Source organism: Salinivibrio sp. ES.052 (assembly GCF_900141775.1).
Classification (GTDB): Bacteria; Pseudomonadota; Gammaproteobacteria; order Enterobacterales; family Vibrionaceae; genus Salinivibrio.
Window position 1 is genome coordinate 690,444 of the sequence record NZ_FSRI01000001.1, and the last position, 12,426, is coordinate 702,869.

Annotated in this window: 14 protein-coding genes; 12 read left to right on the forward strand and 2 right to left on the reverse strand. The window is 48.6% G+C overall.

Annotated features, from left to right (window positions below; translation table 11 throughout):
• Positions 1–348: 348 nt before the first annotated feature.
• The 12 genes from BUQ98_RS03270 to betA all read left to right on the forward strand — a co-directional run bounded on the left by BUQ98_RS03270 (position 349) and on the right by betA (position 9,991).
• The gene (locus BUQ98_RS03270) at positions 349–891 is read left to right on the forward strand and encodes a GNAT family N-acetyltransferase (protein ID WP_074212472.1); all 543 of its coding nucleotides are present in this window, start codon (positions 349–351) and stop codon (positions 889–891) included.
• A gap of 74 nt (positions 892–965) precedes the next feature.
• Positions 966–3,050, forward strand: coding sequence for a M13 family metallopeptidase (locus BUQ98_RS03275; RefSeq protein WP_217693628.1), 2,085 nt, complete (start codon positions 966–968; stop codon positions 3,048–3,050).
• 80 nt (positions 3,051–3,130) lie between these two features.
• Positions 3,131–3,676, forward strand: a complete 546-nt coding sequence (rimJ, locus tag BUQ98_RS03280; RefSeq protein ID WP_074212473.1) for a ribosomal protein S5-alanine N-acetyltransferase — start codon at positions 3,131–3,133, stop codon at positions 3,674–3,676.
• Positions 3,677–3,735: 59 nt separating this feature from the next.
• Positions 3,736–3,951 carry a DUF4177 domain-containing protein gene (locus BUQ98_RS03285; RefSeq protein WP_069362674.1) on the forward strand — a complete coding sequence of 72 codons (216 nt, stop codon included), beginning with the start codon at positions 3,736–3,738 and terminating at the stop codon, positions 3,949–3,951.
• A complete protein-coding gene (gene yidD / locus BUQ98_RS03290; protein WP_074212474.1) occupies positions 3,951–4,175 on the forward strand; it encodes a membrane protein insertion efficiency factor YidD in 225 nt (74 codons plus the stop codon). The genes BUQ98_RS03285 and yidD overlap by 1 nt, the downstream gene beginning before the upstream one ends.
• Positions 4,175–4,567 (forward strand): hypothetical protein, encoded by a 393-nt coding sequence (locus BUQ98_RS03295; RefSeq protein WP_074212475.1) that lies wholly within the window; start codon positions 4,175–4,177, stop codon positions 4,565–4,567. Before yidD ends, BUQ98_RS03295 begins: the two co-directional genes overlap by 1 nt.
• 108 nt (positions 4,568–4,675) lie before the next feature.
• Positions 4,676–5,203: a nucleotidyltransferase family protein gene (locus tag BUQ98_RS03300; protein WP_074212476.1), complete on the forward strand. Its 528-nt coding sequence runs from the start codon at positions 4,676–4,678 to the stop codon at positions 5,201–5,203.
• Positions 5,204–5,290: 87 nt separating this feature from the next.
• A complete protein-coding gene (locus BUQ98_RS03305) occupies positions 5,291–5,710 on the forward strand; it encodes a GNAT family N-acetyltransferase (RefSeq protein WP_074212477.1) in 420 nt (139 codons plus the stop codon).
• Positions 5,711–5,929: 219 nt separating this feature from the next.
• Complete coding sequence (locus BUQ98_RS03310) at positions 5,930–6,772, forward strand: delta-class carbonic anhydrase (protein WP_074212478.1); 843 nt, start codon at positions 5,930–5,932, stop codon at positions 6,770–6,772.
• A gap of 34 nt (positions 6,773–6,806) precedes the next feature.
• Positions 6,807–7,259, forward strand: coding sequence for a GNAT family N-acetyltransferase (locus BUQ98_RS03315; RefSeq protein ID WP_074212479.1), 453 nt, complete (start codon positions 6,807–6,809; stop codon positions 7,257–7,259).
• 196 nt (positions 7,260–7,455) lie between these two features.
• On the forward strand, positions 7,456–8,190 hold the full coding sequence (locus BUQ98_RS03320) for a FadR/GntR family transcriptional regulator (protein ID WP_074212480.1): 735 nt from the start codon (positions 7,456–7,458) through the stop codon (positions 8,188–8,190).
• Between the two features lie 109 nt (positions 8,191–8,299).
• Positions 8,300–9,991 carry a choline dehydrogenase gene (gene betA, locus BUQ98_RS03325; protein WP_074212481.1) on the forward strand — a complete coding sequence of 564 codons (1,692 nt, stop codon included), beginning with the start codon at positions 8,300–8,302 and terminating at the stop codon, positions 9,989–9,991.
• Between the two features lie 47 nt (positions 9,992–10,038).
• Here the strand turns inward: betA and nrtS are convergent, their stop codons facing one another.
• Positions 10,039–10,260 (reverse strand): nitrate/nitrite transporter NrtS, encoded by a 222-nt coding sequence (gene nrtS / locus BUQ98_RS03330; protein ID WP_074212482.1) that lies wholly within the window; start codon positions 10,258–10,260, stop codon positions 10,039–10,041.
• Positions 10,261–10,467: 207 nt separating this feature from the next.
• Positions 10,468–12,426 carry a PAS domain-containing sensor histidine kinase gene (locus tag BUQ98_RS03335; RefSeq protein WP_074212483.1) on the reverse strand — a complete coding sequence of 653 codons (1,959 nt, stop codon included), beginning with the start codon at positions 12,424–12,426 and terminating at the stop codon, positions 10,468–10,470.

Here is a 12,426-nt window from a genome sequence, read left to right on the forward strand (position 1 = left end):
CCTGAGCGAGCCCTGCACCCTGAGCTTTAATAGCGTAGCGAGTTTAGCCTTAACTGCCTATCCCGTCTGCAATTTTTGTGACGTATTAGTGTTTACCATGCGTTGGCTTATTACTTGTGGGTCGCATAGTGATGGTGGCCGTTTCGCATCGCTTGTGTCGGTGTCTGCCAACGGGCAATGAGAGCGATGGTTTAGTGAACCACGTGAGGCTGCTTTTTTAATACGATCTCGATATGCGCAATGCTAGTTAGTATGTGTATGATGAATCACGCTGATGTCAGTCATCGACGGGCGCTAGCGGCTCATAATTAATGGCAGTCATGGGATTGAATTGAAAGGAATAGGAACATGTTTCCAGCAACATGGCGGTCTGAACGCCTATGTTTTAGTGCGTTTGAGTACAGTGATGCAAAGCGTGTTAAAGCGCTGTTTGAGCAAAACCAGCATCTGCAATATCAAGATCCCACGTTTAAACCTTGGTCGTTATCGACCTATCAAGCATTGATAGCGGATAGTGCGGAGAAAAAGGCGCCCGATGTAGAAGAGGCTTTTTACCTTCGCCGTATTCAAACCCATGACGGTAAAGATATCGGCTATTTGCAAATCTCGCTCAATGCACCTGACACACAGAGTGTTTGGCTCCCCATGCTCACTATTTCTCCAAGATATCAAAAACATGGCTATGGCAGCGAAGCGGTTGCGAGCGTGATTGAAACCGTGCAAGCTTATGGGGACTATCGACGCATGGGGGTGAATGTTTATGCCGAAAACATTCGCGCGTTTCGATTCTGGTATCAGCAAGGGTTTTGTCGTATTACCCATTTTGAACCCGAGCAAGACGAGGGGCGTGATTATCACTGTGTGGTGCTCTATCGAGACCTTATGTCGTGAACAGTGCATGTCTTTTCGGGAATCGACAAGATTACGTCGCTTGAGCCATGTTATGGAAGGAATTAGGTAAACGAATGATGATAAATAAACCAGTCAATCGAGTGCGATTAAAACGCGCCGCGATGGGGGTCGCGTTTGCACTAGGTGTGATGAGCTTGGTGCCTAGCCAGGTGTACGCTGCTGACACCACACACGCTGAAGTGCAGCGCGAATCAGGTCTGTATCTACAAGACTTTGATCGTTCGGTTCGCCCGCAAGATAACTTGTTTCGTCACGTCAATGGCACTTGGTACGACCAAACCCAAATCCCCAGTGATATGTCCAGCTATGGCGCATTCCGTCTCTTGGCCGAAGAGAATGAAAAGCGCCTTAAAGGCATCATTGATGAGCTGGTGGCGCGTGATGATCTCAAGCCTGGCTCCAACGAGCAAAAGCTGCGTGATTTTTATCTTAGCTATATGGACCAAGATAAAATTGATGCCCTAGGGGTGACGCCAATCAAACCTGAGCTCGATCGTATTGCCGCGATTACTTCGAAGCCTGCGCTGATTTACGCGATGGCCGATTTGCGACAAGTTGGCGTTGGGATCCCGTTTAGTTTTTATGCGTGGGCCGATGCGAAAAATCCTGACTATAACGCCCTGTATCTAAGCCAAAGCGGGTTGGGCCTGCCGGATAGAGACTATTATTTCCGCGACACCGAGGATGCTGAGCGTATCCGCACCGCTTATAAACGCTATCTCGAAGATATGCTGCGCTTAGCGGATTACGATCAGGCAAAGCAACGCGCTGCCCGTATTTATCAGTTAGAAAAAACGCTGGCAGAACACCACTGGACACGCGCTAAACGCCGTGACGCGCAAGCAACCTATAACAAAATGCCGATTGAGGCGCTCAATCAGTTGATGGGCGGGTTTGATTATGCGCGCTTTGCCAAACGCGCGGGTATCGACAAAGCCGATGAGGTTGTGGTGCGCATGCCATCTTATTTTGAGGCGCTAGGGCAGGTGTTTGAGCAAACCAGCCTGCAAGCGTGGCAAGATTATCTCACCATTCGTACCCTCAATGCGTTTGCACCGCGCCTTAACCATGAGTTGGTTGAACGTCAATTTGCGTTCTACTCCAAAACCCTCAATGGTATTCCTGAACAGCGTGACCGTTGGAAGCGGGGCGTACAAGCCACCGAAGGGGTGTTGGGTGAAGCGCTCGGCCAAGAATATGTCGCGCGCTACTTTCCACCGCAAGCCAAAGCGCGTATGGAAACCATGATTGATAACCTACGTGCTGCGTTTAAGGACTCGATTGAATCGTTAACCTGGATGAGTGATGAAACCAAAGCGAAAGCGTTGGATAAGCTGAGTAAATTCACGCCCAAAATCGGCTACCCAGAGAAATGGGAAGATTACAGCGCGCTGACCATCAACGCCGATGACTTGATTGGCAATAGCAAACGTGCCGCACGCTGGGGCTATCAAGATATGTTGTCGCGGATTGGTGCGCCGGTTGATCGCAAAGAGTGGGGCATGACCCCGCAAACGGTCAACGCCTATTACAGCCCAACCGCCAACGAGATTGTGTTCCCTGCAGGGATCTTACAACCGCCGTTTTTTGATATGAATGCGGATGATGCTGTGAACTATGGCGGTATCGGTGCAGTGATTGGTCATGAAATGGGACACGGTTTTGATGATCAGGGCTCGCGTTATGATGGGGATGGTAACCTTGCAAATTGGTGGACAGATGAGGATCGCGCGCGCTTTGATGCTCGCACCCAAAAGCTCGCTGAGCAATTTAGCCAGTTTGAGCCTTTGCCGGGCTTGTTCATTGACGGCAAAGTGTCCTTGGGCGAGAACATTGGTGACTTAGTCGGTTTGACCACCGCCTTCCGCGCTTATCAAAAATCGTTGCACGGTGAACCTTCTCCTGTGATGAACGGGTATACCGGCGAGCAGCGATTCTTCCTCAGCTGGGGGCAGATTTGGAAAATGAAAATGCGTGAAGATGCGCTGCGTGAGCGCGTGTCACTGGGCCCGCATGCGCCACCAAAGTATCGAGTGCTGGGTGCGCCGCGTAATGTGCCTGCGTTCTATGAAGCCTTTGATATTAAAGAAGGTGACGGCATGTATTTACCCGAAGATCAGCGGGTGAATATCTGGTAGTCTCTGATGCCGCCTCCAAGGCGGCATTTTTTATAGAATTAGGTACTGTCCGTCGCGCCAATCGATGCAAGGAGGCCCAAGTGCTGAGCACGCCAAGGACGAAATTAGTTTTACTTCCCCCAGAAAAAGCCGACATGATGGCGCAGTTTTATCAGCGAAATCGTGCTCACCTTTCCCCATGGGAGCCGATACGTCCTGCCGCATTTTACCGCGAAGACTATTGGCATAGCGCGCTGCAAGAGGCGAAAGACTTGTTTCAACAGCAGCAAGCCTTCAAGTTTGTGATTTTGCATCATGAACGGGACGATGTGATAGGGGTGTGCAATTTCACCAACGTGATTCACGGCGCCTTTCAAGCGTGTCTGTTAGGTTATGCCGCTGACAAGCATTATCAAGGCCAGGGCTACATGCACGAAGCCATCCAAGCAGGCATCCGTTTTGTGTTTGAGCAGGTTGGGTTGCACCGTGTGATGGCCAACTATATTCCCGACAATACGCGCAGTGAGCGGCTACTTACCAAGCTAGGGTTTGAGCGCGAAGGCTATGCTCGCCGTTACCTCAAAATCAACGGCCGTTGGCAAGACCATGTGCTCACTGCCAAACTGAACCCCTTAGTGGAAGCGTGAGTCGTGGAATAGCCAGCCGGAAAATCCGTTTTATCTATTTATACTGTCAGGAGAAAAAAATGAGTCAGTTTACCGAGTACAAAGTCGTTCACATTGTTGAAGGCGGCTGCGGCACCTTATTGCTGGGATCAAGTGGCTTGCCGTTGCAACGCCTTGAAGCCGAGCTCAATCAATACGCGCAAGACGGCTGGCAAGTTGTTTTTCAAGTGATTGAAAAAAAACGCTATATGCTATTTTGGCAGCGTGAGGCAGTGATTGTCACCCTAGGTCGCTAATGCTCAAGTATTTGTCGCTTACGTTGATCCATCGTTACCAAGCTAAAGGTGGATCAAAGAAACTATTCAATATTGAGTGTAATTTCGAGCCGAGCTGCTCGGAGTACACGCGCCAAGCGATCGAAAAGTACGGCACCATTCGAGGCTGGCAACTCGGATTGGCGCGCATTCGCCGCTGTAATAATCCCAATGCGATTGAAAAAATTCACGACGAGGTGCCTTAATGCGTTTTACCCAACCGATAGAAGCGCTGGATGCGCAAGAAGAAGCACTGAGAAAGCAGGTGAATGGCTTGACCCAAAGCCAGAAAAAACGTTATTTTGCCGAGCAAACCAGACAACTCAAGGATCCTGATACCTATGCGGCGCTAAATTGGGCATTCTTAGGGGGATTCCATCATCTTTACTTGCGAAAGTACCGGTTGTTTATCGTAGAATGTACCTTGTTGGTCATTGCCGTTATCGGCCTAGTGATGAGTCAGCCTTATTTTGCTTTGATTTTGGTTGGCTTAGTGCTATTTGAATTACCACAGCTGTTTTTTGCCCAGAAGATTGCCAGGCAGTACAACTACCATGTATCACGCAAAATATTTGAATACGTCCGCTGCGGTGGTTAACCCATGAAGCGTCGTCGGATCCGTAAACGTCACCAGCACCAATTCTTTTTATGCCAGAAGACATATCGACGCGCCTTGATTGACTTGATTGAGGCTGATCCCGTTAGGATGCGTGCGCTTCGTTGTGTTCAAGCCTTAAACCTCCCACAGTGTTATATCGCCGCCGGGTTTATCCGTAACCTTGTTTGGGATGCGATGCACAAGTACGCGCCCAGTGCGCTCAACGATATCGACGTCATTTTCTTTGACCCAGATGACACCAGTAAAGCGCGTGAACAGTATCTTGAGAGCCTATTACAAAAGACCATGCCGGAGATGACCTGGCAGGTGCGTAACCAGGCACGGATGCACGAGAAACATCAAGATCGCCCTTACGCAAGCACGCTGGATGCGATGCGCTTTTGGCCTGAGAAAGAAACCGCGATTGCTGTTCGCCTTGATATGAACCAACGCTGTGAAGTCATCGCCGCCTTTGGGGTTCAATCTTTGTTTGAACTGAAACTCAGCCACAATCCCGCCCGCCCTTGGACGATATTCCAACAGCGAATTGATGACAAAAAATGGCTCAGCCATTGGCCAAAGTTGACGATAACCACGCAATGTTCGGTGGCCGCTAAGCCGATTGATGATGAATAAAAACCCATAGAGTGCGCGGTGGCACAGATTGGGTGGGATCGACAAGGCATACTGTTGTGATCTGCTGATCAGTAAAGATGGACAACAATGAAATACTGCATGGACGCAAAACCCAGTGAGGATGACATTACTGCCATTCGTCGAGGGTTGAAACACAGCAACCAACCGTTTTTGGCCAGTATCCCTGAAGGATCTCTGGCGGGTTACGCCTACAACGATCACGATGAGCGTGTTGGCGGTATTATTGCCAATACCTGGGGGCAATGGCTGTTGATTAAGTATTTGTGGGTTGATGAGGCCTTTCGCCATCGCCGAGTGGGTAGCCACTTACTGAGCAATTTAGAAGAATATGCTAAAGAAGTTGGCTGCCATGCGGCCTTTGTCGATACCTTCAGCTTCCAAGCCAAGCCTTTCTACGAAAAGCACGGCTATCAGTGTCAAATGACATTAGAGGATTATCCTGTTGATCATGCCCTTCACTTCATGACCAAGGTACTTCGCAAATAGCCTTAACGCTGTCATAAAATTATTTGTGAATGCCTACTGCTGGGGGAGTGCGATCTCTCACTACCGTGTATAAGGGGATGACTTTCCGAATCGATCAGTGACAATGATTCCAAAATGGGGTGTTATTATATTTGTTGCTTAACCTTTTACGAGGGAGATCAATATACTCGCCCAGAGCGCGATTAGACTCACTGGTTTTACCGACAGTAGAAAGGAATCATGAACTCTTCACTCTCTCTCGCCACACTAGCGCTGGGCGTGTTTGTTACGTATGCATCGCTAGCGGCTTCGCAATCGACCGATCCTCTAGAATCTCAGCGTGAGGCACTGGCCAATGCCACGCTAGATAAAGGGTTTGGCCCCCAATCACCACGAAATATTGATGCGATTTTTGGCACTAACCCTCAACATTTCAATTACGCGCCACCTGCCCCAAAAATGAATCTGTGCAATATCCACTTCCATAAAAACGCAGAACACAAAGGGGGAGAATTTACGCGCTTTGCTGGCGTAGGTAATGGCCATGGCTACCATTCAGGTTATCTATATACGGGGACGTTGTCGGCGCAAGAGTCGGCGTCTTATGATCAGCCGGTGTGTGGCAGTGAGTATCAACGTGTACAGGTCGGTGACACGCTAGAACTCCACTATGTTTACAGCACAGCTTCCGTCGCGCCGGGACCGACGTTAGGCGCGTGTCTGAGTGATGCGACGGTGAATCCACAGTTGCGTGTTGAAGCGCAAGTATTAGTGGTGGTGAATGATCAGCAAGCAAACAACTTTTCCCAACTGACCAAAGTCGGGCAGCGAAATGGCCGCTATCAAGCGATACACTTACCCGACAACAGTGGTCAACCAGTGACGTATTTGGGCTCAACGACAGGGCCAGGATATAACCAAAAAGGGTCCCCCTATCAGGTAACATGGCGCGTACGTCCTCATGTACAGAAAGTCGATATTGCCAGTGTACAGCGCTGGTGTCAGGCTAATGTATTTAATGAGCGACATGCCCATGGTGTTCGAAACCTTGTGACTAATCCGGCGCTGCTTTCAGCACAATGAGATGACTCTCTGTGCAATAACCAGGAGGACACACATGGCATTTGCCGATTCATATTCTCTGACGCTACGTCGAATGCGTCCAGCGGACACTGAACGTGTGCTTGATATTTGGCTTAACGCATCATTACAAGCGCATCATTTTGTTGATGATGAATTTTGGCATCAGCAACGAGAGGCAATGCGGTCAGCGTATTTGCCCATGGCAGATGTGTGGGTGGCCGAAAGTCATACCACAATATACGGGTTTTACGCGTTACATGACGATACGCTCGCCGCGATTTTTGTCTGCCCAGAGGATCAAGGTCAAGGGGTAGGGAGCCTGCTTCTCGATCATGCGAAGCAACAAAAATCCGCCATTAATTTAACGGTTTACCAAAAAAATAAAGCCAGCTATGCGTTTTACTTACGCCATGGGTTCAGTGTCGATCGAGAGCAAACCGATCCCCATACCGGAGAGCGTGAGTGGCGAATGGTTTACCAGCGCTAGCTGTTGATGATTTCTTTTAATGATCCCGCCTTAGTGAAAACTGGGCGGGATTTTTTATTTTTATATTACTTATCAATTTTTTACGCGTTATTGATGTTCAGATTAAAGGTACTACCAAACTGGCTATATCAATATATATTTGACTACCAAATGAAATATTTGCTAGTTTGGTAGGACCAAATGCGAAGGGGTAATCATGACAACATCCACCAGTAGCTTGTTTCATCCGGTGCAAATGGGCCGGGCCAGTGAAGACGTCGCATTACAAATAGAGTCAGCGATTTTGTCTGAGGCGCTAAAGCCAGGCGACAAACTACCCAGTGAGCGTGACCTGCAACAGCAGTTTGGTACCGGGCGTGGTGTCGTCCGAGAAGCCATTCAGTCACTCAAACAAAAAGGCTTGATTGAAATTCGAAAAGGCCAGAAAGGTGGTGCGGTGGTACGCCAAGTGGATGTGCACAACATTAGCGAATCGTTAGCGTTATTCCTAAAACAAAGCCACGTCAAGGCAGATAAAGTGGCGGAGTTTCGTGAAACCGTTGATCACAGCTTAGTACTGCTAGCCATTAGCCGTGGAACGGCAGAGCAAAAAAAACAGCTGAGTGACAAAGCCATAGAGCTGGAGGCGCTTGCCGCGGAGGAAGACCCCGATCTTGATCGTTTAGGCGAGTTAGATCGCGCTTTGAATCTACTGATTGCTGCGATGTCAGGCAATCCCATTTTTGAGTGGGTGATGCATGCTATTCAACAAGGGTTTAGTTCGCATGACTATGCCCTTTACCAGGCGGCGGATTACCGTCGTCAAACCGTGGAAAATTGGCAACAGACCGTTAACCACATTATCGATGCGGAGCCGTTTAAGGCACAAGCAACGATTAGCCACCATTATCGGTTGCTACAACAATGCATTGATGCACAAGCATCAAGCTAATTATAAAAAACATCAAAAAGGAAACCTCTACACAATCATTTCCATCACCCGTGTTGCGCTTGTTCCGGGCATCGGCCCAGCACGCGGGAGGACAAAAACTGGAGGTTTTATGGGACAGCAACAAAACTACGATTACATCATTGTCGGTGCGGGCTCAGCAGGTTGCGTATTGGCGAACCGTTTAAGTGCAAACCCAGATAACAACGTATTGTTGCTTGAGGCCGGTCGGCCAGATTATCGGCTTGATTTTCGCATTCATATGCCTGCGGCCTTAACATATTTGCTCACTGACAGCACCTATAACTGGCTTTATGAATCTGAGCCAGAGCCAAATATGCACAACCGGCGCATTGCCCAGCCGCGCGGTAAAGTGCTTGGTGGTAGCAGTAGTATTAATGGCATGATCTATATTCGTGGTAATGCGTTGGATTACGAAAAATGGGCTAACGATCATGGGCTGAAAAAATGGGATTATGCCCATTGTCTTCCGTATTTCCGTAAGTGTGAAACACGATTAAAAGGCCAAAACGATTACCACGGGAACAATGGCCCGCTTGCGATTGAAACCGCACAATGTGACAACCCTCTGTTCAGTGCTTTTTTTGAAGCGACTCAAGAAGCGGGTTATCCGTTGACCGATGATGTGAATGGCTATCAGCAAGAAGGCTTTGGTATTTTCGATCAAAATATCTATCGAGGTCGTCGCCATAGCGCCGCACGAGCGTATTTACACCCGGTGATGAACCGTAAAAACTTAACGGTACTGACGGGTGCAACGACCGATAAAGTTTTGTTTGAAGACAAAACTGCGATTGGGGTGGAATACCGCAAGTGGGGGCGTAAAAAAACCGCTTACGGTACCGAAATCATCAGCTGTGGTGGCGCGATTAATTCACCTAAGTTATTGCAACTCTCAGGGGTAGGTAATGAAAACACGCTGAAAAACTTAGGTATTAAGCCGGTGCATCATTTACCCGGTGTGGGTGAAAACTTGCAAGATCACTTGGAGCTCTACGTTCAGTATGAATGTAAAGAGCCGGTGAGTATGTATCCTGCGCTTAAGTTTCATAATCAACCCAAAATTGGTTTTGATTGGCTTTTCCGTCGTAAAGGCGCCGCCGCTACTAACCACTTTGAAGCGGGCGGTTTTGTGCGCGGTAATGATGAGGTGGCGTATCCGAACCTACAGTTCCACTTTTTGCCACTGGCTATCCGTTATGACGGATCCGCACCCAACAAAGGACATGGTTTCCAATTGCATGTTGGCCCAATGAATACCGATGTGCGTGGTCACGTGAAAATTCGCAGCACCAACCCGGATGAGAAGCCAGAGATCTTCTTTAACTATCTCTCTACGCCGCAAGAGCGTAAAGAGTGGGTCGAAGCCATCCGTGTATCCCGTGATATTATCGCCCAGCCGGCCTTTGATCATCTACGTGGCAAAGAACTCTCGCCAGGGAGCGCAGCGCAAACAGATCAAGAGATCCTCGATTTTGTGGCACGCGAAGGGGAAAGTGCTTATCACCCAAGCTGTACCTGTAAAATGGGCTTGGCGAGCGATGAAATGGCGGTGGTCGATGAGTCACTCAAGGTACATGGCGTCAATAACCTGCGTGTGGTCGATGCTTCCGTGTTCCCCGCGATCACCAACGGCAACTTGTACGCGCCGACGATTATGGTGGCGGAAAAAGCAGCGGACATGATCATGGGGCACACGCTTTCACCAGCGAAAGATGCGGAATACTACCGCTACCTGCCTGACCATACTCCGGTACCGGAAAAAGACGCGGCGCTTGTCTAACTGCCCGTGTACGCGTTAACGACAAGAGCCAGTCTTGTGCTGGCTCTTTATTGTTTTTGTTTGTCTAGCTGATGTTTAGCAGCACTATAGCTGGCAACGCAATAAGGCACTAAATAGTTGAGCAGTGCGTGACCTATACGCAAGTCTGCCTCGCCCCAAATAGCCTCGCTTTGATTAATAAGATTCAGCAAGGTACCCACGACGAGGGCAATTTTCAGTGCATTAATCACCACGCTGGGTTGAATTAACGTACGTAAGAGCTGTTTCATTTAACGGCCACCTTCAGCACGTTCAAGCAGCGCCTGTGTAGGGATGGAGGAAATGTCTCTGGATAACGCGTTTAATCATACCGGTATCAGGTTTACGTCTTAGTTGTGAGGCTGGGATATGAACGCTGTCCACATCGGAACGAAACCACTTTGTTAACCATTGCATCGTTTTATCCTTTGTTGTGCGCCTTTGTGAATAGACAGGGACTACTCGGTAGAACTTTCAGTGTGTGGCGTTGGCGTTTCTATTAAAAACTTAGGCAGGCTGAGTACCACGGTAACGCCTTGATTGATGTTGGAATCGAACTGCAACTTCCCTCGTAATTTTTGATGGACCAAATTAAAAACTAAATTTAATCCAAGCCCCGATCCACCCTTGCCACGTTTGCTGGTGTAGAAGGGCTCAAAAATACGCTGGTGGAGTTCAGGGGGAACCCCGACACCGTTATCGGTATAGGTGATTTCCACAATCTCACCTTTATCGACAATGCGGACATAAATGCGGGGATCCGGCACATTTTCAAAGGCATGGCGGACACTGTTCATCACCAAATTGGAAACAACCTGGGTAAGCACACCGGGTAGGCTATTCATTGCAAGATTAGGATCCCCGTCGACAACGGGTGTCACAGGCACTTTTTTGGTTTCGGGACGCAAACTTCCCATGAGTGCTTCAAGTGTTTGAACAGGGCGGAATTGACTACGGCTTTCAGATATTTGGTCAACCGCTGTTTGTTTGAAGTCACGAATTAATCGCGCAGCGCGATTGAGGTTGCTTTCCAGCATATGGGTGCCATCTGTCACTTGCTTCATCACGGTGGCATATTGCTGGCTCGTTAAGGTTTTTTGTTCAAACGCGCCATTCAGTGTTGATACCGCCTCTTTGATCACTGAATTGGCGGTCACCGCGATACCCAGGGGGGTGTTCACTTCGTGTGCGACGCCGGCGACTAAGCTACCCAGCGCGGCGAGCTTTTCGGATTCTACCAGTTGATTTTGCGCGGCTTTGAGGTTTTCCATACTCTGCGCTAAATCTTGGGTACGCGCCTCAACGGTGGCCTCCAAGCTTTGATTTAGTTGCTTGAGTTCCAACTGGGTCGTCTTCAGTTCGGTGATATCAATCGCGGTCCCACGAAAGCCCGTGAAACCTCGCTCTGTGAAGTGAACAATACCTTGGAATACAAAATAGTAGGTGTGTTTACCAAAGGTGATTTGCTCTTCGCACATGGTGAAATCATCACAGGCATCTATATGGTATAAAAGCGAAGCGCAGTGATTCAATGCGGGCACCGACTTTACTTTCGGCGTGTTTTCTATGGGGATCGCTAATGCCGACTGCATCGCCTCAGAGCAAAAGGTAAACCGCTGTGTAGCATCCGTTTCCCACAACCAGTCAGAAGCCGCGCGAGTGAAGTCGGTCAACCTTTCTTGCTCTAAGGCGATATTCTGGTAAAGGTTGGTCATTCGCAGGGTGATTTTATTTGTTTCTTCCGCTAACCAATCCAGCTCATCGTTGTGCCCCATGATGAATTTACGGTGTTTTAATAACAATGGCTCGTGGATTGGTTCAGTTGGGTTGAAATGGGACAAGTGTTTAGCGATAGCAAACACCCGCTGGCTGACACTTTGATGGAATACCCATAAAATCAGTGAACAGACGACAAGCGTTTTTATCCCGTTCAGCAGTAGCGTAACGAGAAATTGCTTCAACAAGAGGTCATAGATTTTTTGTGCGTCAGATTCCACCTGTAGGGTGCCTAGCTTAATTCGGCGATTGGTATCGGAATGGAAATAACTGAGCGTCGTTTGGCTGACCACGTTGCTTTTTGAGAGTGGCTTGCCGGCATCCAGCACCACGCCATCAAACTCAATTGATAGGTAATCGATATAAGGTAGGTTGACCAGGCCATCCAGCCTGTTTTGCGCGCTAACCAGGTCAAACACCCATAAAGAAGACGCAATCAAGTCGGCATGAACGTTCTTAATCTCCGCATGTCGCTGGTCAATATTGTCGAATGCTTCCTCATAGTCCCACGAAAGCTGTAAAAGTGTGGTTAATACAGTGAAAAACCCACTGAGTAAGACCATCATTAGAATGATTCGGCGGCCAACAATACTAAAAAGAGGGTGTTTTAGGCCCTGTTCAAATCTTTCTAGTTTTTCCAT

Excerpts from the sequence above, each read along its gene's own strand:
- BUQ98_RS03315 (WP_074212479.1), top strand. The coding sequence starts at position 6,807 with ATGGCATTTGCCGATTCATATTCTCTGACGCTACGTCGAATGCGTCCA.
- BUQ98_RS03285 (WP_069362674.1), top strand. The coding sequence starts at position 3,736 with ATGAGTCAGTTTACCGAGTACAAAGTCGTTCACATTGTTGAAGGCGGC.
- BUQ98_RS03295 (WP_074212475.1), top strand. The coding sequence starts at position 4,175 with ATGCGTTTTACCCAACCGATAGAAGCGCTGGATGCGCAAGAAGAAGCA.
- BUQ98_RS03300 (WP_074212476.1), top strand. The coding sequence starts at position 4,676 with ATGCGTGCGCTTCGTTGTGTTCAAGCCTTAAACCTCCCACAGTGTTAT.
- BUQ98_RS03275 (WP_217693628.1), top strand. The coding sequence starts at position 966 with ATGATGATAAATAAACCAGTCAATCGAGTGCGATTAAAACGCGCCGCG.
- BUQ98_RS03320 (WP_074212480.1), top strand. The coding sequence starts at position 7,456 with ATGACAACATCCACCAGTAGCTTGTTTCATCCGGTGCAAATGGGCCGG.
- betA (WP_074212481.1), top strand. The coding sequence starts at position 8,300 with ATGGGACAGCAACAAAACTACGATTACATCATTGTCGGTGCGGGCTCA.
- yidD (WP_074212474.1), top strand. The coding sequence starts at position 3,951 with ATGCTCAAGTATTTGTCGCTTACGTTGATCCATCGTTACCAAGCTAAA.
- nrtS (WP_074212482.1), bottom strand. The coding sequence starts at position 10,260 with ATGAAACAGCTCTTACGTACGTTAATTCAACCCAGCGTGGTGATTAAT.
- BUQ98_RS03305 (WP_074212477.1), top strand. The coding sequence starts at position 5,291 with ATGAAATACTGCATGGACGCAAAACCCAGTGAGGATGACATTACTGCC.
- BUQ98_RS03310 (WP_074212478.1), top strand. The coding sequence starts at position 5,930 with ATGAACTCTTCACTCTCTCTCGCCACACTAGCGCTGGGCGTGTTTGTT.
- BUQ98_RS03335 (WP_074212483.1), bottom strand. The coding sequence starts at position 12,426 with ATGGAAAAACTAGAAAGATTTGAACAGGGCCTAAAACACCCTCTTTTT.
- BUQ98_RS03270 (WP_074212472.1), top strand. The coding sequence starts at position 349 with ATGTTTCCAGCAACATGGCGGTCTGAACGCCTATGTTTTAGTGCGTTT.